22 protein-coding genes are annotated in these 19,793 nt (G+C 63.4%); 7 read left to right on the top strand and 15 right to left on the bottom strand.

All coding sequences use genetic code 11. From position 1 onward, the window contains the following. The first annotated feature begins 77 nt into the window (after positions 1-77). The 3 genes from B015_RS0127365 (at position 78) to B015_RS0127355 (ending at position 4,346) form a co-directional block, all read left to right on the top strand. Positions 78-1,100: a putative 2-aminoethylphosphonate ABC transporter substrate-binding protein gene (locus B015_RS0127365; protein WP_018430958.1), complete on the top strand. Its 1,023-nt coding sequence runs from the start codon at positions 78-80 to the stop codon at positions 1,098-1,100. Between the two features lie 74 nt (positions 1,101-1,174). Beyond that, positions 1,175-2,332 carry a putative 2-aminoethylphosphonate ABC transporter ATP-binding protein gene (locus B015_RS0127360; protein WP_026227803.1) on the top strand — a complete coding sequence of 386 codons (1,158 nt, stop codon included), beginning with the start codon at positions 1,175-1,177 and terminating at the stop codon, positions 2,330-2,332. 1 nt (position 2,333) lies between these two features. Next, on the top strand, positions 2,334-4,346 hold the full coding sequence (locus tag B015_RS0127355) for a putative 2-aminoethylphosphonate ABC transporter permease subunit (protein WP_026227802.1): 2,013 nt from the start codon (positions 2,334-2,336) through the stop codon (positions 4,344-4,346). A 216-nt stretch (positions 4,347-4,562) separates the two neighbouring features. On the opposite strand, the gene maiA is transcribed toward B015_RS0127355, so the two are convergent. From maiA to hmgA, 3 genes are read right to left on the bottom strand one after another with little or no spacing between them, the layout of a single operon-like run. Then, on the bottom strand, positions 4,563-5,198 hold the full coding sequence (gene maiA, locus B015_RS0127350; RefSeq protein WP_018430955.1) for a maleylacetoacetate isomerase: 636 nt from the start codon (positions 5,196-5,198) through the stop codon (positions 4,563-4,565). A 6-nt stretch (positions 5,199-5,204) separates the two neighbouring features. Continuing rightward, positions 5,205-6,221, bottom strand: coding sequence for a fumarylacetoacetate hydrolase family protein (locus B015_RS0127345; RefSeq protein ID WP_018430954.1), 1,017 nt, complete (start codon positions 6,219-6,221; stop codon positions 5,205-5,207). 20 nt (positions 6,222-6,241) lie between these two features. Further along, positions 6,242-7,591 carry a homogentisate 1,2-dioxygenase gene (gene hmgA / locus B015_RS0127340; RefSeq protein ID WP_018430953.1) on the bottom strand — a complete coding sequence of 450 codons (1,350 nt, stop codon included), beginning with the start codon at positions 7,589-7,591 and terminating at the stop codon, positions 6,242-6,244. Between the two features lie 83 nt (positions 7,592-7,674). On the opposite strand from hmgA, the gene B015_RS0127335 reads away from it, so the two are divergent. Continuing rightward, entirely contained in the window at positions 7,675-8,130 is a 456-nt protein-coding gene (locus B015_RS0127335; protein WP_018430952.1) for a MarR family winged helix-turn-helix transcriptional regulator, read from the top strand. Positions 8,131-8,299: 169 nt separating this feature from the next. Here the strand turns inward: B015_RS0127335 and B015_RS0127330 are convergent, their stop codons facing one another. Then, positions 8,300-8,767, bottom strand: coding sequence for an Lrp/AsnC family transcriptional regulator (locus B015_RS0127330; RefSeq protein ID WP_018430951.1), 468 nt, complete (start codon positions 8,765-8,767; stop codon positions 8,300-8,302). Between the two features lie 125 nt (positions 8,768-8,892). Here B015_RS0127330 and hppD point away from each other — a divergent pair, with 125 nt between their 5' ends. Beyond that, positions 8,893-10,002 carry a 4-hydroxyphenylpyruvate dioxygenase gene (hppD, locus tag B015_RS0127325; RefSeq protein ID WP_018430950.1) on the top strand — a complete coding sequence of 370 codons (1,110 nt, stop codon included), beginning with the start codon at positions 8,893-8,895 and terminating at the stop codon, positions 10,000-10,002. Between the two features lie 78 nt (positions 10,003-10,080). Here hppD and B015_RS0127320 read toward each other — a convergent pair whose 3' ends face one another. From B015_RS0127320 to B015_RS0127275, 10 genes are all read right to left on the bottom strand, one after another. Further along, positions 10,081-10,344, bottom strand: coding sequence for a hypothetical protein (locus B015_RS0127320; protein ID WP_018430949.1), 264 nt, complete (start codon positions 10,342-10,344; stop codon positions 10,081-10,083). Positions 10,345-10,352: 8 nt separating this feature from the next. Then, on the bottom strand, positions 10,353-11,051 hold the full coding sequence (locus tag B015_RS31710; RefSeq protein WP_018430948.1) for a hypothetical protein: 699 nt from the start codon (positions 11,049-11,051) through the stop codon (positions 10,353-10,355). A gap of 55 nt (positions 11,052-11,106) precedes the next feature. Further along, a complete protein-coding gene (locus B015_RS0127310) occupies positions 11,107-12,504 on the bottom strand; it encodes an amino acid permease (RefSeq protein WP_018430947.1) in 1,398 nt (465 codons plus the stop codon). A 12-nt stretch (positions 12,505-12,516) separates the two neighbouring features. Next, positions 12,517-12,684, bottom strand: a complete 168-nt coding sequence (locus B015_RS33125; protein ID WP_018430946.1) for a hypothetical protein — start codon at positions 12,682-12,684, stop codon at positions 12,517-12,519. A gap of 9 nt (positions 12,685-12,693) precedes the next feature. Further along, positions 12,694-13,074: a hypothetical protein gene (locus B015_RS0127300; protein WP_018430945.1), complete on the bottom strand. Its 381-nt coding sequence runs from the start codon at positions 13,072-13,074 to the stop codon at positions 12,694-12,696. A gap of 11 nt (positions 13,075-13,085) precedes the next feature. Continuing rightward, positions 13,086-13,403 carry a membrane protein gene (locus tag B015_RS0127295; protein WP_018430944.1) on the bottom strand — a complete coding sequence of 106 codons (318 nt, stop codon included), beginning with the start codon at positions 13,401-13,403 and terminating at the stop codon, positions 13,086-13,088. 369 nt (positions 13,404-13,772) lie between these two features. Then, positions 13,773-14,699, bottom strand: coding sequence for an esterase-like activity of phytase family protein (locus B015_RS32305; RefSeq protein WP_018430943.1), 927 nt, complete (start codon positions 14,697-14,699; stop codon positions 13,773-13,775). Between the two features lie 11 nt (positions 14,700-14,710). Next, on the bottom strand, positions 14,711-15,523 hold the full coding sequence (locus B015_RS0127285; RefSeq protein ID WP_018430942.1) for a polyphosphate polymerase domain-containing protein: 813 nt from the start codon (positions 15,521-15,523) through the stop codon (positions 14,711-14,713). Next, positions 15,501-16,085 (bottom strand): DUF4956 domain-containing protein, encoded by a 585-nt coding sequence (locus B015_RS0127280; RefSeq protein WP_018430941.1) that lies wholly within the window; start codon positions 16,083-16,085, stop codon positions 15,501-15,503. The genes B015_RS0127285 and B015_RS0127280 overlap by 23 nt, the downstream gene beginning before the upstream one ends. 219 nt (positions 16,086-16,304) lie before the next feature. Next, positions 16,305-17,687 (bottom strand): S8 family serine peptidase, encoded by a 1,383-nt coding sequence (locus B015_RS0127275; protein WP_018430940.1) that lies wholly within the window; start codon positions 17,685-17,687, stop codon positions 16,305-16,307. Positions 17,688-17,842: 155 nt separating this feature from the next. Here B015_RS0127275 and B015_RS0127270 point away from each other — a divergent pair, with 155 nt between their 5' ends. Both B015_RS0127270 and B015_RS0127265 read left to right on the top strand, forming a co-directional pair. Continuing rightward, positions 17,843-18,382 carry an RNA polymerase sigma factor gene (locus B015_RS0127270; protein WP_018430939.1) on the top strand — a complete coding sequence of 180 codons (540 nt, stop codon included), beginning with the start codon at positions 17,843-17,845 and terminating at the stop codon, positions 18,380-18,382. After that, positions 18,379-19,143 carry a hypothetical protein gene (locus B015_RS0127265; RefSeq protein ID WP_018430938.1) on the top strand — a complete coding sequence of 255 codons (765 nt, stop codon included), beginning with the start codon at positions 18,379-18,381 and terminating at the stop codon, positions 19,141-19,143. The genes B015_RS0127270 and B015_RS0127265 overlap by 4 nt, the downstream gene beginning before the upstream one ends. Before the next feature lies 1 nt (position 19,144). On the opposite strand, the gene B015_RS0127260 is transcribed toward B015_RS0127265, so the two are convergent. Then, positions 19,145-19,792, bottom strand: a complete 648-nt coding sequence (locus tag B015_RS0127260; protein ID WP_018430937.1) for a response regulator transcription factor — start codon at positions 19,790-19,792, stop codon at positions 19,145-19,147. Position 19,793: the final 1 nt, after the last annotated feature.

The following is a 19,793-nucleotide window of genomic DNA, read 5'->3' as shown; positions in this document are numbered from 1 at the left end:
ACAAGCGCAACACGCGGCCCGGCAAGACCTCTCCCAATCAGAACGTGCCTAAGCGATTCAAATGGGAGCTCATTTCAATGAACCAGAAGAAATCCTTCGCGCTTGCCGCCCTCGCTACGATGCTAATGTCATCGGCGGCCTGGGCGGAGACGGAGCTTACGGTCTACACGGCGATCGAGGCTGAAGACCTCAAGCGTTATGCCGAGACGTTCAACCAGGACCACCCCGACATCAAGCTGAACTTCATCCGCGACTCCACCGGCGTCATTACCGCCAAGCTGCTCGCCGAGAAGGACAATCCGCAGGCCGACGTGGTCTGGGGTCTTGCCGCGACCTCGCTTCTGGTTCTCAAGTCCGAGGGCATGCTGGAGGCCTATGCGCCCAAGGGCGCCGACCAGCTGAAGCCCAATTTCGTCGACAGCGACAGCCCGCCGAGCTGGGTCGGCATGGATGCCTGGGCCGCCTCGATCTGCTTCAACACCGTCGAAGGCCAGAAGCTCGGCCTGACCGCGCCGAAAAGCTGGAAGGACCTCGCCAAGCCTGAATACAAGGGCCATGTGGTGATGCCGAACCCGGCGTCGTCGGGCACCGGATATCTCGACGTGTCGAGCTGGCTGCAGCTGTTCGGCGAGAAGGATGGCTGGGCCTATATGGACGGTCTGCACCAGAACGTCGCCGCCTACACCCATTCCGGCTCCAAGCCCTGCAAGATGGCAGCAGCCGGCGAAACGGTGATCGGCATCTCCTTCGAGTTCCGCGCCGCCAAGTCGAAGGCCGAAGGCGCGCCCATCGACATCATCATCCCCGAGGAAGGCATCGGCTGGGACATGGAAGCGTCGGCGATCGTCGCCGGAACGTCCAAGGAAGAAGCCGCGAAGACCCTGCTCGACTGGTCGGTCTCCAAGAAGGCCAACGAGATGTACAATGTCGGCTATGCGGTGGTCGCCATGCCCGGCGTCGCCAAGCCAGTGCCGCACCTGCCCGCCGACATTGAAGACAGGATGATCAAGAACGACTTCGAATGGGCAGCCAACCACCGCAACGCCATCCTCGAGGAATGGACCAAGCGCTACGACTCGAAGTCCGAGCCGAAGAGCTGATCTTTCGCCGCCTCGACAGACGGGCGCTGCCTTGTGCCGCGCCCGTATCCTTGCCCCCAAGCCGGATGGTTACGATGAGACACGAAACCCTCGCCGGGCAGCCGCGAATTCCGACTGAAGTGAGCGCCATGACCGCCGCCAGCCTGAAGCAGCCAGCCTATCTCAAGATCGCAAACGTCTGGAAAGCCTTCGGCGAATTCCATGCGCTGAAGGACATTTCGCTCGACATCAGCGAGGGCGAGTTCATCTGCTTCCTTGGCCCGTCGGGCTGCGGCAAGACAACGCTTTTGCGCGCCATCGCCGGCCTGGACCTGCAGACGCGCGGCTCGATCCATCAGGGCGGACGCGACGTCTCCACCCTGCCGCCGTCGCAGCGCGACTATGGCATCGTCTTCCAGTCCTATGCGCTGTTCCCCAACCTGACGATCGCCAAGAACATCGCCTTCGGCCTCGAAAACACCAAGCGCCCGCGCGCCGAGATCGAACAGCGGGTGGCCGAGTTGCTCAAGCTCGTCGGCCTTCCAGACCAGGGCAACAAATATCCGGCACAGCTTTCCGGCGGCCAGCAGCAGCGCATTGCGCTTGCCCGCGCCATTGCCATTTCGCCCGGCCTGCTTCTGCTCGACGAGCCGCTGTCGGCGCTCGACGCCAAAGTGCGCACGCATCTGCGCCACGAGATCAAGGAGCTGCAGCGCAAGCTCGGCGTCACCACCGTCATGGTCACCCATGACCAGGAAGAGGCGTTGTCGATGGCCGACCGCATCGTGGTGATGAACCACGGCGTCATCGAGCAGATCGGCACTCCGACCGAAATCTATCGCCATCCGGCGACGCTGTTCGTCGCCGACTTCATCGGCGAGGCCAACAAATTCGAGGCCGAGGCAGCCAGGGGCGCCGTCGGCTTCGGCGCTGCCACTTTCAGCTGCGCGCAGAACGGCTTCGACGACGGCGCGCCCGTCATCGCTGCGATCCGGCCCGAGGACGTCATTCCCCATGCCGCCGGCTCTCTCGCCAACGGTGCCGCCGCCAACGCGATCGACGTCACCATCAGCGAGATGGAGTTCCTGGGTTCGTTCTGGCGCACGCGGCTGCACGGTCATGCGCTCGGCAACGAAACGCTGATCGCCGACTTCTCCATCAACGCCGCGCGGCGCCTGTCGCTGGCGCAGGGTGGGGCGCTGACCGTCGAGCTACCGGCCGAGCGGCTGCTGATCTATCCCAGGGGCGCCTGACATGGCGATGGCAATCGACACCGCCCTGCCCGTCGGCCGCACGCTCAGGCTCAGGCTCGACAGCGACCAGCTGATCAAGCGCAGCCTGATGGTCTTGATCGCGCTCTATCTCGTGGTAGCGCTGGCAGCTCCGCTCGCCGTCATGCTGTCCAAGTCGTTTTCGACCTACAGCTTCGACCTCGCCAGGTTCGAGTTCCAGGTCAGCGACAAGGACGGCAATTGGGGCGAACCCATCACGGCTGCTGCGCTGAATGAGAAGCTCAACGCGGTGCCACTGGCCAAGCTCGCCACCAACTCGGACGGGCGCCTGCAGGCGACGAGCTTCTTTCCCGACTTCAGCTTCCGCAGCCCGGTGAAGTACAAGATCCGGGGCACCACATCGGATGCAACCTATCTAATCGGCCTCAAACCGCAGTCCGGAACGGAATGGCAGGAGCTCACCTCCAACGATTTCCGCCGCGTGATGCTGCGACCGTCGCGGGCGCTGGGGCTCGAAAACTATGCCGCCTACTTCTCGACGCCGACGCTGTTCCGCTCGATCGAAAACTCGGTTTTCATCGCGCTGGTCAGCACGATCATCACCGTTGGCCTTGCTTTCGGCTTCGCCTATGCGCTGAACCGCAGCTGCATGCGCTTCAAGGATGCGTTTAAGCTCGTCGCCATGGTGCCTATCCTGGTGCCGTCGCTCTTGCCCGGCATCGCGCTGATCTATCTGTTCGGCAATCAGGGCATGCTCAAGGACCTGTTGATGGGGGCCTCGATCTACGGCCCGCTCGGCATCGTCGTCGGCTCGATCTTCTTTGCCTTCCCGCATGCGATGATCATCATATCGACGGCCTTGGCCATCTCCGACCAGCGCCACTACGAAGCCGCCGCGTCGCTACGCGCCAGCCGTTGGCGCACCTTCTGGACGGTCACCATTCCCGGCGCGCGCTACGGCCTGATCTCGGCAGCTTTCGTCGTCTTCACCCTCGTCATCACCGATTTCGGCCTGCCCAAGGTCATCGGCGGCCAATACAATGTGCTGGCCGTCGACATCTACAAGCAGGTCATCGGCCAGCAGAATTTCGAGATGGGTGCGGTCGTCTCGGTCATCCTGCTCGTGCCGGCAATCGCCGCCTTCATCGTCGACCGCATGGTGACGAAGAAGCAGGTGGCGCTGCTGTCGGCGCGTTCGGTGCCCTATCAACCCAAGGCTAACAGTGGCTTCGACGCGCTGTGTCTCGCCTGGTGCTCGCTGATCGCCGTCTTCATCCTCGGCATCATGGCCACCAGCCAGTTCGCCGCACTGGTCAAGCTCTGGCCCTACGATCTCAGCCTCGGCTTCAAGCACTTCGCCTTCGATCGCATGGACGGCGGCGGCTGGGGTTCCTATTACAACTCGATCCGGTTGGCGGCGCTGACGGCAATCATCGGCACGGTCATCATCTTCGTCGGCGCCTACATGGTCGAAAAAACCGACGGATTCAGCAGCGGCCGCACGGCGTTCCAATTCCTAGCCATGCTGCCAATGGCCGTGCCGGGCATGGTGCTGGGCCTTGCCTACATCTTCTTCTTCAACGACCCCGCCAACCCGCTGCACGCGCTCTACGGCACCATGCACATCCTGGTCGTGTGCACGATCACCCACTTCTACACGGTGGGGCACCTGACCGCTCTGACAGCACTCAAGCAGATCGACCAGGAGTTCGAGCCGGTTGCGGCCTCGCTCAAGCAGCCCTTCTACAAGCTGTTTGCTCGCGTCACCGTGCCGGTCTGCCTGCCTGCCATCCTCGACATCTCGATCTACCTGTTCGTCAACGCCATGACGACGGTGTCGGCGGTGGTGTTCCTCTATTCGAAAGACACGATGCTGGCCTCGGTGGCGGTGCTCAACATGGACGACGCCGGTGACGTGGCCCCGGCCGCAGCCATGGCGATGATGATCTTCTACACCAACATCGCAGCCCGACTGATCCACCTGTTCCTGTCAAAGGTACTGATCAAGCGAACGCAGGCCTGGCGGGCGAGGTAGCTGCAGCTCGACAACACCCCACCCCTAGCCCCTCCCCACAAAGGGGAGGGAATCCGGTCTGCGCCATACTGGATGCGCAAACAACTCGGCAGCGAACTGCCCTTGCTGGATGGCTTCAATCTGTTTTTGGGAGACTGAGCGCGGCACGGTCCCAAAATCACCCTCTCGCTGATGGGGAGGGATTAGGGGTGGGGGTAGTCTCGCAACCAGCCGCCCTCAGCCCTTGACCCTATCCGGATGCGCCTTTGCAAACGCCTCGAGCGCCTCGCATCGCGCCGATATCTCCAGCACCCGCTTCAGGCCCGAAATGTCGACGTTCCAGCGCCGGGCGTTGTAGACCTGCGGCACAAGGCAGAAGTCTGCCATGCCTGGCACATCGCCGTGGCAGAACGTGCCAGTCGCCGGGTTGTCGAGCAGCCTTTCGAAGGCGGCCATGCCGTCGCCGATGAACTTCTGCATCCAGGCATCGCGCGCCGCCTCGGGGTCAGGCGCGAGCCGCATCAGTTCGGCGATCACACCGGTGTTGCAGACTGGGTGGATTTCCATGGCGATCGCATAGGCGAGCTGGCGCACGCGCTGGCGGCCGAGCGGATCGGACGGCAGGAAGCCGGCATGACGGGTTTCGTCGAGATATTCGATGATCGCCAGCGACTGGGTGAAGGCGTGGCCGTCGATGTCGAGCACCGGCACCAGCCCTTGCGGATTGCGTGCCAGATGCTCCGATGATTTCTGGCTCTTCGCCAGCAGGTCGACCGACACGGGCCGAAAATCCTGCCCCAGCATGTTGAGGGCGATGCGCACGCGATAACTCGCCGACGAACGCCAATAATCGAACAGGACGGTCTCGCTCATGATGGCTCACGCCTTCTCGTATTTCTCGACGGTCTGCTCGATGGCCCCGAAGATCGAGTGCCCCGAGCGGTCGTGCATCTCGATACGGACCTGGTCGCCGAACTTCAGGAACGGCGTCGTCGGCTGACCGTGCTGGATGGTCTCGATGGTCCGGATTTCGGCGATGCAGGAATAGCCCGCCCCACCCTCGGAAATCGCCTTGCCGGGGCCACCGTCAAGCTTGTTGGACACCGTGCCCGAGCCAATGATCGTGCCGGCGACCAGCGGTCGGGTCTTCGCCGCATGCGCGACGAGCGTTGCGAAATCGAAAGTCATGTCGACGCCGGCGTCGGCCCGTCCGAACGGCTGGCCGTTGAGCGAAACCAGCAGCGGCAGATGCAGCTTGCCCCCGTACCAGGCCTCGCCAAGCTCGTCGGGCGACACCGCAACGGGCGAGAATGCAGTCGAAGGTTTGGACTGGAAGAAGCCGAAACCCTTGGCGAGTTCGGCCGGAATCAGGCCGCGCAGCGACACGTCGTTGACCAGCAGGATCAGGCGGATGGCGGCATGAGCCTCGTCGCGGCTGGCGCCCATCGGCACGTCATCGACGATGACGGCCACCTCACCTTCGAGGTCGATGCCCCAGGCCTCGTCGGCCATGACGACAGGGTCGCGCGGGCCTAGGAACGAATCCGAGCCGCCCTGATACATCAAGGGATCGGTCCAGAAGCTCTCGGGCATCTCCGCGCCCCGCGCCTTCCGGACCAGCTCGACATGGTTCACATAGGCCGAGCCGTCGGCCCACTGATAGGCGCGCGGCAAGGGTGAGGCTGCATCGTGCTCATGGAAACGCATGGTCGGCTGTGAACCGGTTTCGATGCCCTCTGCGACATTGGCGAGGCGCGGGCCGACATGGGCCCAGTCGTCAAGCGCTGCCTGCAGCGTCCGAGCAATATGGCCGACCTCAGAGCACCGGGTCAGATCCCTGGAGACAACGACCAGGCGGCCATCGCGGGTGGAGTCCTTCAGCGTAGCGAGCTTCATTTACGTCCTCACTTGATGCTTCACTTGATACCGGGCGTGCCGTCGAACTTGCGCTCGAGCCCGTCCCAGCAATCGATGTAGTTGTCCTGCAGCGTCTCCAGTTCAGCGGCGAACTTCGTCAGTTGCTGGGGGAAACGCGTCTCGAACATGAAGGCCATGGTGTGATCGAGCTTGACCGGCTTGAGCTCGCCGTTCGAGGCCTTCTCGAAGCCCATCGCATCAGGTCCATGCGGCAGCATCATGTTGTGCAGGCTCATGCCGCCCGGCACGAACCCCTCTTCCTTGGCGTCATACTGGCCGTGGATCAGGCCCATGAACTCACTCATGATGTTGCGATGATACCAGGGCGGCCGGAAGCTGTGTTCAGCCACCAGCCAGCGCGGTGGGAAGATGACGAAGTCGACATTGGCCGTGCCTGCTTCTTCGGTCGGCGCCGTCAGCACCGTGAAGATCGACGGATCCGGATGATCGAACAGGATTGCGCCGACAGGCGAGAAGGTCCTGAGGTCATATTTGAACGGGGCATAGTTGCCGTGCCAGGCAACGACGTCGAGCGGCGAATGGCCGATCTCGGTGACATAAAACTTGCCGCACCATTTGACGTGCACGCGGCACGGCGTCTCCTTGTCTTCGTAGGCGGCAACCGGTGTCTTGAAATCGCGCGGGTTGGCCAGGCAATTCGCACCAATCGGCCCGCGATCCGGCAGCGTGAACTTGGCGCCGTAGTTTTCGCAGATATAGCCGCGATGGAAGGCAGCATCGCCCAAGCGCGAAACCTTGAACATCATGCCGCGCGGCACCAGGCAGATCTCCGACGGCTCGACGTCGATGACACCCATTTCGGTGAAGATGCGGATCGTGCCCACTTGCGGCACGATCATCAGCTCGCCGTCGGCGTTGAAGAAATAGTCGTCGACCATGTCATCGTTGAAGATGTAGGCATGCGCCGCCATACCGACCTGGGTCATCGCATCGCCCGCCGTCGTCATGGTGCGGATGCCCTCGATGAAACTGTTTTTCCCCGCGGGCTCCGGCAGTGGGTTCCAGCGCAGCTGGCCGAGCGGCAGCGAATGATCGTCGAGGCAAGGCGCGGTCTTCCATTGCGGGTAGCTGGCATTGGAGAAGCGCTTGGTGTGGCGCACGCTCGGGCGGATGCGGTAGAGCCAGGAGCGCTCGTTGGTGCCGCGCGGCGCGGTGAAGGGAGAGCCCGACAGCTGCTCGGCATAAAGGCCGTAATTGCACTTCTGCGGGCTGTTCTGGCCCTGCGGCAGCGCACCCGGCAGTGCTTCGGTCTCGAAGTCGTTGCCGAAGCCTGGCATGTATCCGGCGGCAGTCGCGAGCGAAGCTTGTTTGGCGGCTTTGTCCAGCATGTCTTGCACCTCCCTGGCGGACGTGAGAACGTCGAGATGGTTGCAAGTGTAACCATTGATTTTGTAACTATCAAAGGCTTCAAATGCCGGACGCGTTCGACCTGGAAAGTTTTCTGCCCTACCGGCTGAACCGGGCGGCCGAGTTGATCAGCCTGAGCTTTTCCAGGGAATACAAGCAGCGTTTCCAGATGACGCGACCCGAATGGCGCGCGCTCGCGGCGCTCGGCAGCGTCGGCCGCATGACCGCGACCGAGATCGGCGCCCATTCCAACATGCACAAGACCAAGGTCAGCCGTGCGGTGGCAGCGCTGGAGGAACGCCGCTGGCTGAAGCGCAGCGAGAACGAAACCGACCGCCGTGTCGAGCATCTGGAACTGACGGCTGCTGGTCTCAAGGCCTATCGCGAGATCGCCGACCTGGCCCACAGTTACCAAGCGACCCTTGAAAAGGCGCTCGGCGCGGGCGCCATCGAGCGCATCGAGGCGGGGCTGGCGGATGTCGAGCGGGCGCTGTTGGCAAGGCCAAAGCTGCAGCGATAGGCCGGGTAGGCTGTCACCCTTACAATCAGGACAGGGGTACAATCATCTCCACCCCGCCTCTGGTCTCTTTGGTGTCACGGCATGGCGACTGCGAGCACCAAAACCGTCCGGAACTCGCGCTCGGACCGGCACAGGACTGACCCAGACGCCGGCCAAGACATCTACGCCCCTACCCGATCGGCAGCGGCCCGAACTGCTTCAACGTCGTCAGCACGATCGCGGTCTTCACGTGCTGCACGGAATCGTGCGGCAACAGAACCTCGTTGACGAAGCGCGACAGATCCGACAGCCCGCGCACCACGACCTTGATGTAGTAATCCATCTCGCCGGTCAGCGAATAGGCCTCGAGCACCTCGGGCAGATCGTTGACCAGCCGGGCGAAACGCTGGGCGTTGTCGCGGTTGTGGGTGGCGAGCGTCACCGAAATCACCACCAGAAGATCGAGCCCGAGCCGTTCGCGGTCGAGCATGGCCTGATAGCCGCGGATGAAGCCCTCGGACTCCAGCCGGGCGCGGCGGCGCGAGCATTGCGACGCCGACAGCGCGATCTTTTCCGACAGTTCGTTGTTTGTCAGCCGTCCGTCGCGCTGAAGCTCGCGCAGGATCTTGAGGTCGAATTGGTCGAGCGCCGCATTCATTGCACCATACTCCTCATCCATGCACGTTTCACGCATAGATCGACCCATGAGAGCCCAAAATGCAAGCACATTGCATGAAATCGGGAGCACAATATGCGCTACCAGTTTTCAGAGGAGGAATTTCCATGGGTCCGTTCCCGCACGATGCGCCGCCGGCCAGGATCAGCGCCGACAACCCCGCCGGCACCGACGGCTTCGAGTTCGTCGAGTTCGCGCATCCCGAGCCCGAGAAGCTGGAAGAGCTTTTCACGCGCATGGGCTACCAGCCGGTCGCGCGCCACAAGACTAAGAAGATCACCGTCTGGCGCCAGGGCGACATCAACTACATCGTCAACGCCGAGCCGGGCAGCCACGCCATGCGCTTCGTCGACGAGCATGGCCCTTGCGCTGCCTCGATGGCGTGGCGGGTGGTCGACGCCAAGCACGCATTCGACCACGCGGTGTCGAAGGGCGCCGTGCCCTACACCGGCGCCGACAAGGCGCTCGACGTGCCGGCCATCGTCGGCATCGGCGGCTCGCTGCTCTACTTCGTCGACAAGTACGGCACCAAGGGCTCGGCCTATGATACCGATTTCGAATGGATCGGCGCGCGCGACCCCAAGCCCCAGGGCGTCGGCTTCTATTTCCTCGACCACCTGACCCACAATGTCTATCGCGGCAACATGGACAAGTGGTGGGATTTCTATCGCGAGCTTTTCGGCTTCAAGCAAATCCACTTCTTCAACATCGACGGCCGCATCACCGGCCTCGTCAGCCGCGCCATCACCTCGCCCTGCGGCAAGATTCGCATCCCGCTGAACGAGTCCAAGGACGACACCAGTCAGATCGAAGAATATCTCAGGAAGTACAAGGGCGAAGGCATCCAGCACATCGCCGTCGGCAGCGATGACATCTATGCCGCCACCGACAGGATCGCCGAAAAGGGCCTGAAGTTCATGCCCGGCCCGCCCGACACCTATTACGAGATGTCGCGCAACCGCGTGCACGGCCATGACGAACCGCTCGACAAGATGAAGAAGCACGGCATCCTGATCGACGGCGAAGGCGTGGTCGACGGTGGCATGACCAAGATCCTGCTGCAGATCTTCTCCAAGACCGTCATCGGCCCGATCTTCTTCGAGTTCATCCAGCGCAAGGGCGACGAGGGCTTCGGCGAAGGCAACTTCCGCGCACTCTTCGAGTCCATCGAGGAAGACCAGATCCGCCGCGGCGTGATTTCCCAGACCGCCGCCTGACCAGCGAACTCAAACAGGCCTCTGTTGGGGCGGGTTGCACGCAGGGCAGCCCGCCCTCTTTTATTGCCGACAGGGAGATCAGGCCCGCCTGGCGACGACCGACTGCATCCGTGCCCGGCGATAGGCATCGGGTATCGACAGCGCCCAGACGAACAGCCCGCCCGCATGACGGCCAATGAACGAGGTCTCGGGCGTCGTCGTCATGTAGGTGACCATGGCGAAGAACAGTACGAAGAAGGCGAAGGCGAGTCCGCGCTTTGGATCACGCACCGCCACGTGTCCGGCGCCCGGCAGCACGATCGCCAGCGCCAGCACCAGATAGGGATTGATCGGCTTGGCCATTATTGTCCTCACGCGGCCTCGTAGACCGGGCTGACCGGCTCGTCTTCGGCCAGTACCATGCCCAGGGCTTCCGCCTCGGCGAGCGCCTGGCGCACCAGTCCGGCAGGGATCGCGGTCAGCGGGAAACGCGCCTGGCGCAGCAGCATATGCGAGCCACGGTCTCCCTGTGCGGCCTGGCGGATGAGGCGCGTGCCGCGTGGCGTGATCACCGCCTCCTTGACCTCGGGGTCGGCGAACAGCGAGCGGAAAAGCGTTGCGACCTGCGCCGCCTGCTCCGATGTCGCGGTGCCATCGCCGCGCGTCAGAAGCGAAGCGTTGGTATCAGGCGGCGTCATCCACACCGGCATGTCATGGACGAGCGAGTAATATTCGGCACCTGTCGGGCGGGCCAGCGCGCCGATGGTCGGACGCGCGCATTCGACCTTTTCGCTGATCGTCACCCGCAGCCACAGCTGCGGCAGCCGCCGCGTCACCATGGTGTCGGCGATGAGTTCCACCTTCGCCTGCCTGCCGTCTTGGAGCCGTCCGGTCAGCACCGGAAACCGGTCCGACGACAGACCGATGCGGGCACCTTGAAGAAGCGTCGCCGCTTCGTTGAGCAACCCCTCGCGCTGCGCAAGGGCGGCACGATGGTCGCCGATGGCGCGAACGCCCATCCAGGCGAGCGATGCCGCGACAAAAGCTGAGAAGGCGAGCGTGGTGATCATCAGGGCGCCCAAAAGCACAACGGCGGCGCAGGATGCGCCGCCGTCTTTGTTGTTGTCAGTAACCCAGCGGCTTGGGCCAGGGCATGGTGAACTGGTCACCGCGGCGCACGAACTGATAGCGCCGGAAGTGGAACCAGAGCGAGGCGACGATGTAGAAGCACATCATGGCGCTGAGCTGCGTGCCATAGCCAAGGAACACGGCGAAATAGGCGGTCGAGCACAGAACGAGCAGCACGATCGTCGGCAGCGGATGCAGCGGATGCACATAGCCGCGCTTGATCGTGTCGAGCGGCCACTTGTTCCGGAACATCACCATGTTGAAGGTCATGAAGGTGTAGCCGAGCAGGCCCGACAGGATCGAGAAGGTCACGACCTGGTCGAGCGGTGCACCGAGCGCGAAGATCAGCGCGATCGGCACCAGGAAGACGATGGCACGATAGGGCGTGCGGTAGACCGGATGCACGGCACCGAACCAGCTCGGCAGATAACGGTCGCGACCCATCGAGAACCAGGCGCGCGACGCGTCGTTGATGCAGCCATTGGCCGAGGCCAGCGTGGCAAAGGTCGTGCCGACGAAGAGCAGGACCATCAGCCCGGTGCTGCCGGTGACACGCGCCGCGTCGAACAGCGGCGTGCCGGCCTGGCCGAGATACTCCCACGGCACGAGGCCCGAGCAGACATACCAGGTCATGGTCGCCGCAATCAGCAGCGTCATGATGCCGGCCATGGTGCCGTAGGGCAGCGAGCGGGCGGGCGAGCGCACTTCCTCGGCCGCCTGGCAGGTGCCTTCGATGCCAAGGTAATACCACAGGCCGAAATGCAGCGCCGCCACGATGCCGACCCAGCCGTAAGGCAGCGGATCGGACGTGATGGCCGAGAAATCGAGCGGCACGGCCGAGGCGCCGAACTGCACCGATACGAACAGCGTGATGATGGCGACGAAGGCGATTGCCGTAATGACCAGGTTGAAGGTCAGCGTCGCCAGAACGCCGCGATAGTTGAGCCACGCCAGGAACATGATGGCGAGGATGATGAAGGGCTGCTGGTTGAGGCCCGAATGGCCCTGCATGCCGGCCACCGTGTCGAGCAGGAAGCCGACGGTGATGGCGTTGGCCGCTTCCAGCATGGTGTAGGCCATGACGAGGAAGAGGCCGACATTGAAGGCCATGAGCGGGCCGACGATGTGCTTGGCCTGGGCGTACTGGCCGCCGGCCGCGGCGACAGTAGAGGTCACCTCGGAGTCGATCATGGCGACGCAGGTGTAGAGCAGGCCGGCGACCCAGCAGGCGACGAGGCCGGCGATCATGCCGCCTTTGCCAACGGAGAAGTTCCAGCCCATATATTCGCCGACAAGCACGATGCCGACGCCGAGCGCCCACACATGGGCGGGGCCCAGCACGCGCAGCAGCTGGAGGCGTTCGCCCTCCGGCGCGGTTGAAGTCACGTTTGCCATTGCCGTTCCCCTTCAGATCGAATGGCGTTCGGCCGTGGCCTCGATCTCGCCTTCGCGCGAGGAGGTCAGAAGCTCGTTGTCGTAGGTGGTATCGATGCGGACCAGGTCGGCGAGCATCAGCAGGCCGAACACCGCCGACAGGGCCCAGGCAGCGTATTCAAGAACGTTCCAGAAATCCATTGTCGCCTCCTACCGCTTCTTGCCGAAGCGTTCTTCGATGACTTCGCGGTATTCGCGGTCGGAAAGGCGGACCACCATGACGAAGTAGCCGATGACCAGCACTGCCATGACGATCAGCGCGCCCCAGCTGAAACTGTAGTCGAAGCGGGCGGTGATGATGTCATTGGCGGCAGCCGGGTCGGTGATGCCGAGGGCTGCCCATTGCTGTTGTTCGGTGGCGTTCTGGCCGAGCGCTTCCCACGTTGGGTTGGCGATCGGGTTTGGCACCTTAGCGGCGCCGGCGAGCCCCATATAGAGGGGGATGTAGAGCGCGCCGACTGTAAGCACCAGAAGCGTGATGACGTCGAAGACCTGGCCTGCGAGGCTCTGTTTTGGAGGTTGGTAAGCCATGTTGCTGCCCCTTAGCGCTTACGCCGGCGCATCTCGTCGAGATGCTTGAGGTCGAGGCCGTAAATGAAGTGCTTGTCTTCGTGGTAGTGACGCAGCATGGCGAAGATCGCAGCCGTGTTGAAGGCAAGCACGAGGCCGCAGGCAACTGCCAGGATGATGCCGATGGCCGGGACGGAGATGTATGACCAGACGCTGAAGAGCGCGAACAGCATGGTGCACCAAAGCACCACGATAAAGGCTACAAGGCCGGCGCGGTCGCGGCTATGCATCTTTTCGATGCGCTGGTCGTAGCCCGGCTCCGCGTTTTGATGAACGAGAGTTGCTTCCATTTCCTCCTCCGGATGGCCGTTTTCGGCTTCATTGTGTGGGAAATTAATTTCCCCTGAGGAATGTCTGGCAAAGTTAATTTCCTGTCAAGCGACCTATGTGCGCACATGTCGCACAGGGCAGACTGCGAGAGGCGCAATGCCGTTGAAATGGCTCGTCTTTTGCCAGTTTGCCGACTGTCGGAAATTTTACGCAGCAGGTCGCAAACGAGCGACCGGCACTGCCCAAACGGGCAGGATCAACGCCGTGCGATGGCTTTTTCGGAGCACGCCCAACCAGAGTCGTGCGGACTGCCCAATCGGACAAAACACCGGACGGCGACCGGCAAATTGGCCGGTCACCGTCGAGCCTCGCAGGGATTTGCGCAGAACTCAGGGCCGAGGCTTGACCGACACGAGGACGAACATGCCCGGCGCCTCCTTCCTGGTCTTGTCGGTGACCAGCAGATAGAGGCCTCCGCCCAGGCTGGCCATGCCCTCGAAGTTGTCGTTCAGCAGCGGGCTCGATCCGGGATCGAGATTTTCAACGGCGCATGGCGCGTCGCCGCCGCACGTCTTGGGATCAAGCACCCTTAGCCGGCCAACACTCGGCCCGCCCTTCTGCTCGCGTGTGCGCTCAAGCAGCAGTAGCCGACCGTCGGGCATGGGCTCTATGGCCTTGAGGTTGCTGCGCTTGGGCTGGAAGGTGGCGAAGCTCCAGCTTTTGCCGTCGAGGCCATGGATGGTATGGGTGTCGCCGGGTTCACCCATCATCGCTTCTTCGGGCGCGGTGACGATGCCTTGCCCGGCTGTCACGGCAACTGCTTCCAACCTGCTGTTCGGCTCGTTGTATCTGGCCGGATCGGCCAGCGCCTCGGGCAGTTGCACGGCTCCGAGCGAGGCGCCGTCAGACCGCAAGCGGTGGATGGCCGGCCCGTCCTCGAAAGCGACCAGAAGTTCGGTGTCGCCTGCCTTGCGGTTGTCGCCGTTAACAGCGGCAAGACCCTCGGCATTAACGGTTGCCGGCGTTGCGCCGGTGTTGAGCGACACCGAAAGGACGGGCTCAAGCGCGACGATCTTGCCGTCGCCGACCTCAATGCTGAAATGGTGCAGGACGCCGTCGTCGGACACGGCATAAAGCAGCTTTTCGTCGGCGTCCCAGGCAAGGCCAGACAGTTCGTTGATCGACTGCCCGCCGGGGCCTATCGCCGGCACGGGTTTGCTGTCCAGGACGGCAAGGTCGAGCGGCTGTGTCATGGCGGGTGCGTCGAGCGCGAATGTCGAAGCGCCGAGCAGCGCCGCCGTGAGGTACTTCATCATCTCTTTCGCTCCTATTGGAAACTTGGCTGGAGAAGGACGGGACGTGAGGGAGCTCCGCCGAGCTTGCGCAGCGCCGGCAGGAAGCGGTTGTGCTTGGTTCCGGGGTTGAGCAGCGCTGTTGCGACGCAATATTTCGAGCAGCGCTTGGTCGGATGCTGGTGTAGTGCCCTCAGGATGCCATCGGCAACGCCGTTGCCATTGGCCGACTTGGTCTCGAGGATGAACCGGCTGGGATCGACAGCATGTCGCATGCCACCAGCGAAGAACTCGAGCCCGCTGTCGATGGTCATGCGCTCGCCACCCTGCCGCGCCACCAGCGTCATGCGGCGGTATCGCATATCGAGAACGCGTGACAACAGATGCGGAAAGGCCTGGCCGTACTGGGCACGGTAGACCTTGTCGATGAAGGCCAAGGCCACATCGTCAAGCACGCCGAAGCCCTCGGGATCGCGGTCGAGGCGCTTCTTGATCGTGACCCCGCGCTTGTCCTTGAGCTTCACTTCGAGAAAGCAGAGCCCGGCCTCGACATAGCGGCGGATGCGTATCTTGGCCCGCTGTCGCCTGCCTTGATGGTGGTCGAAGTAGCTCCGGCGGTCGACATCGTCGAAATAGCAGGTCTCGTAGGTGAAGGCGCGCAGACCATCGATTTCCAGCATATCGAAGACGTCTGCGAAATCGCCGGCGGCCTGCATGAACACCGTGCCGTCGACGACGTATTTGTTGTCCAGCCGCTCCAACATGGCGGCCTTGCCGTTCAGGGCCTTCAGGCTGATCGGCGCGAAACCGCTTGAAATGAGCGCATCAGTGCTTGCGATAATGGACATTGAGTTTCGCCATTTCCGTGATGTAGTCGAGCTGCAGCACCTGGTAGGACAACACGTCGACGCCCAGACGCTGGGACAGTTCGGCGCGCATGGTTGCCGGGTCGGACAGCAGAGCGACATTGATCTTGTCGAGCGAGACCTTGGTGCCGCTGACCGATTGCAGCATGCGGGGATGGTCGACGACAAAGGCACCGGCGAGCACGAAGGCAACGGTCACCGCCACGAAAGGCAGTGTCGTTCCCTGCACCGAGCAGATGACGGCGATCGCCACGCTGCCGAAGAAATAGGTCATCTCGGTCTTCGACAGCGGTTCCGAGCGCAGCGTGAACAGCGCCAGTATGGCGAACAGGCCGAAGCCCGCGGCAACGCCGAACTGGACCGTCGACAGCACGGTCAGCACCGCAAAGACGAAGATGTTGAACAGGGCCGCCGCGGTGACCAGCTCCTTGTCGCGGTAGCGGCGGTAATACATGCCGAACAGCAGCGCCGACATACCGGTGAGGTTGATGCCGAAGCGGACGAGTTCGGCCGCGAATGGCGTCTGCAGAAGTTGCGCGATCATCGGCCCCTCCCCTTCACGGCGGCGGGCCTTTGTGGCGCCTGATACGGCAGGTTGGGGATTGGCATTTCGGTTCTCCTGATCTGCGCCGCAGGGCGGCTACGTCAGGAAGAACGGGCGTTGGCAAAACCTATTCCGTCGCCGGCAAACTATTTTTCGACCTCAGCAAGGGAAACGGAAATGCAAAACAGTAAGACTTTCCCGAATGCGCCAGGCGGCGCCTCAGCCATGGCAGATGGCGCGGCCGTTGAGCAGGCCCCAGCCATAGACTGGATCCTTGCCGGGAGCGCCCAGATCCTCGGCGCTCTGGCGCAGGAGGGCTTCCACTTCCCCGGCACCAAGGGCCGGGTTGGACGCCTTCAGGATGGCCGCAGCGGCGGTCACGAAAGGTGCGGCAAAGGAGGTGCCGGTCTTGGGCTGGGCACCCTTCACCGAGGCCGCGGTCCAGACCTGCACGCCGGGTGCGGCGATGTCGATATGGTCGCCTGATCCGGCACGGCGATAGGGGTTCTTGGCGCGGTCTATGGCGGTGACGGCGATCACGCCGTCATAGGCGGCGGGGTAGAGCGGTGCGGCGCGCGGCCCGTCATTGCCCGCGGCCGCCACCAGAACGATGTCGGTTTCGGTCGCGTTGCCCACCGTCTTTTCCAGCAGAGGATTTGCCGGCCCGGTGAGGCTCATATTGATGACCTGCACGCCGCGCGCTGCCAGAAGGTCGATCGCCCGCACCAGATCATAGACTTCAGAACGGTCGTCGCTGCCATCGCCGCGATGAAAGGCATCGACTGCAATCAGCTCTCCACCAGGAACGAGCCCCGGCGTGCGGCTTTCGGCCGACCCAATGAGCAGCGCGGCGACGGCCGTGCCGTGCTGGCGCCCCGAGGCGGGCAGATCGCCCTGCCCCAGCCGGATGGTTTCGATGCGGCCGCCGGCGAAAGCGAGATGATCGGCATTGACCGCGGTGTCGATGAGGCCGATCCGCGCCGGCTTCGTGCAGCGCCCGGCAAAGGTATCCGCCGCCGGCCAGCCGACGACCTGTCGCGCCAGGCAGACATTGGCGCCGCAACGCTCGTTGCCTGCCTGATCAGGGCGATAGTAGTGGTTGAAATCGACCTCGGCCCTGGGGGCGAGTTCGACCGCTCGACTGAGGGCCGCCTCGAGCGTCACCCCACGTGGGATACCCAGTTTGACGAGCGCCGACCCGCCGTCGAGCGCGACGGCAACACGCTCGCGCACGGCATAACCTTCCGCAAGCAACGTTGCGAGGGCGGCGTCGTCGAGCCCTAGCGCCACGATCTCGCGCGGTGCATGCGTGGCTGGTTCTCGCGTCGGCGCCGTGCGCCTTGGGTTCGCCTGCCGCTGCCTGAAAATGTCGAGAGGCCGGCCGCCTGAACCGCCGCCGCGCGCCGACGGCGACCTGTCCGAACCGGCACCGCCGCTGCCACCGGCATCGTCATCATCGTCGCCGTCGTCATCGTCATCCGCCATTGCCTGGTTCGTGCCCATGACCGGGCCTTGCCACGGCCCGGCGAGCGGCGTGCCAAAGGTGGCGAGCAGGGCCGCCAGGGCAAAGACGGTCAGGCGGTGCGAAATCTGGACAGGCATGGCAGTCCTCTTATCCGTCCCTGTGCAGGCAGTACAACTGTTAGCGTTCCACATAAGACTTCTGACATCCCATATCATTTCGACGGCATTTGTGCATTTTGGGGCCAACGGACGGATGTCCCGATTATTCCATCGACGATCACGACAGGAACCGCATGAAAGGTGACGATGTTCAGGTGAGCGACCGGCTGGTTGCCTTCCTGCCCAATCTGCGCCGCTTCGCCATCTCGCTATGCCGGTCGCGCGATATCGCCGACGATCTGGTGCAGGCGGCATGCGAACGAGCGCTGGCGGCGCAAGGCAGCTTCGAGCCGGGCACGCGCTTCGATGCCTGGATGTTCCGCATCCTGCGCAATCTGTGGATCGACCAGGTTCGCCGAGCCAAGACCGCGGGGCCGACCGAGGACATCGCCGAACGCCACGACATATCAGGCGACACCGGCGAGCGTGAGGCCGAAGCGCGACTGACATTGAAGAGCGTGGCCAGCGCCATCGACGGTTTGCCCGACGAACATCGCGAGGTGCTGCTGCTCGTCTGTGTCGAAGATCTGTCCTACAAGGAGGCGGCGGAGGTGCTCGCCATCCCCATCGGCACCGTGATGAGCCGGCTTGCCCGCGCCCGCAAGAATCTCGCGGAGGCCGCTGGAATAAACTCCGCAGCCGACCGTTCTCCCGCAAAAGGGCGAAATCCATGAGCAGCCAGCAATTCGACGACGAGACACTGATGGCCTTCGCCGACGGCGAACTGGACGCGGAGACGACCGCGCGCGTCGAAGCGGCCATGGAGACCGACGACGAACTGGTGATGCGGCTCGCAACCTTCATCGAAAGCCGCGCCGCCGTCGCATCGGAGCTCAAGCCGCTGATCGACGAGCCGGTGCCGGAAGCCCTGACGCGTTCGGTAGAGGCGATGGTCGCTGCCGCGCGCCAGCCCAAGAGCGAACCCGCACAGTTGGAAAATGTCGTGCATCTGCGTCCGGCACGCCGGTCTACGCACCCGAGCTGGGTCATGCCGCTGGCGGCATCGCTCGCCGCCGTCGCCTTTGGCGTCGGCGGATATCTCGCCGGCCAGGCAAATGCGCCGGGCATCTCGGCACCATCGCTGGCGGGCATCTCCGATCCGGCGATGGTCAGAACCCTTGACACAGCCGCATCGGGCACCGAGGCAATTATCGCCGACGGTTCGATGAAGCTTGTTTCGAGCTTCCGCGACGGCGGCGGCACACTGTGCCGCGAGTTCGAGCTGAAGCAGGCCAGCGGCACTGCGACCGTTACGGTCGCCTGCCGCGACGGCCAGGAATGGTCGTTGCGCCTTGCTGTCGCCGGCCCGGCAGCGAGCACCGGCGCCTATCAACCGGCCGGCGCCACCGAGACCGTCGACGCCTTCCTGACGACGATCGGCGCCGGCGCGCCTCTGTCTGAAGCCGACGAAAAGGCGGCGCTCGCCAGGCAGTAAGCTATCTCGCGGAGACCTGCGGCCCACGCTTCTTTTCGCTGGCGTAGAGCGCCACAGCCATGGCGCGGTTGCGGACGCCGAGCTTGTCGTAGAGATTCTTGAGGTGGTACTTCACCGTGTTTTCGGAGATACCGGTGCGGGTGGCGATCTGCAGGTTCGTCCAACCGTCGGCGAGCACGCCGAGCAGCTCCAGTTCGCGTGTGGTCAGGCGCGACAGCGGCGTTTCGTTGATCTTGGCGACATCGACATAGGGAATGCAGATTCGGCCATTGGCGACCGCCAGCAGCGTGTCGAACAGGATGCAGGGGTCGTCGAACTGGTAGCAGAAGCCCTGCGCGCCCAACCGCACGCATTGCTTGAGGATGCCGATGTCGTGGTCGTTGGAGAAGATGACAACCCGCGCCGCGAGCTGGCGGCGGTTGAGCTCCATCAGCACCTCGGCGGCATCCATGTCGGCCAGTTTCCAGCCGACGATGGCGATGTCGAAAGCAGGCTGGGCCTCGGCCACCACCCGCACGAAGGCGTCGCCTGTCTGGACGCCCTCGGCAAAGGCAAAACGTTCGTCGCGGCCGATGAGATCGCGCAGGGCCGATATGACAAGCGGATTGCGCTCGGCAATCAAGACCCTGAGCTTGTTGTCTCGCTGCATA

This window comes from Hoeflea sp. 108 (genome assembly GCF_000372965.1).
Taxonomy (GTDB): domain Bacteria; phylum Pseudomonadota; class Alphaproteobacteria; order Rhizobiales; family Rhizobiaceae; genus Aminobacter.
The sequence above is the reverse complement of the archived record's forward strand: the minus strand, read 5'-3'. Positions and strand labels throughout refer to the sequence as shown.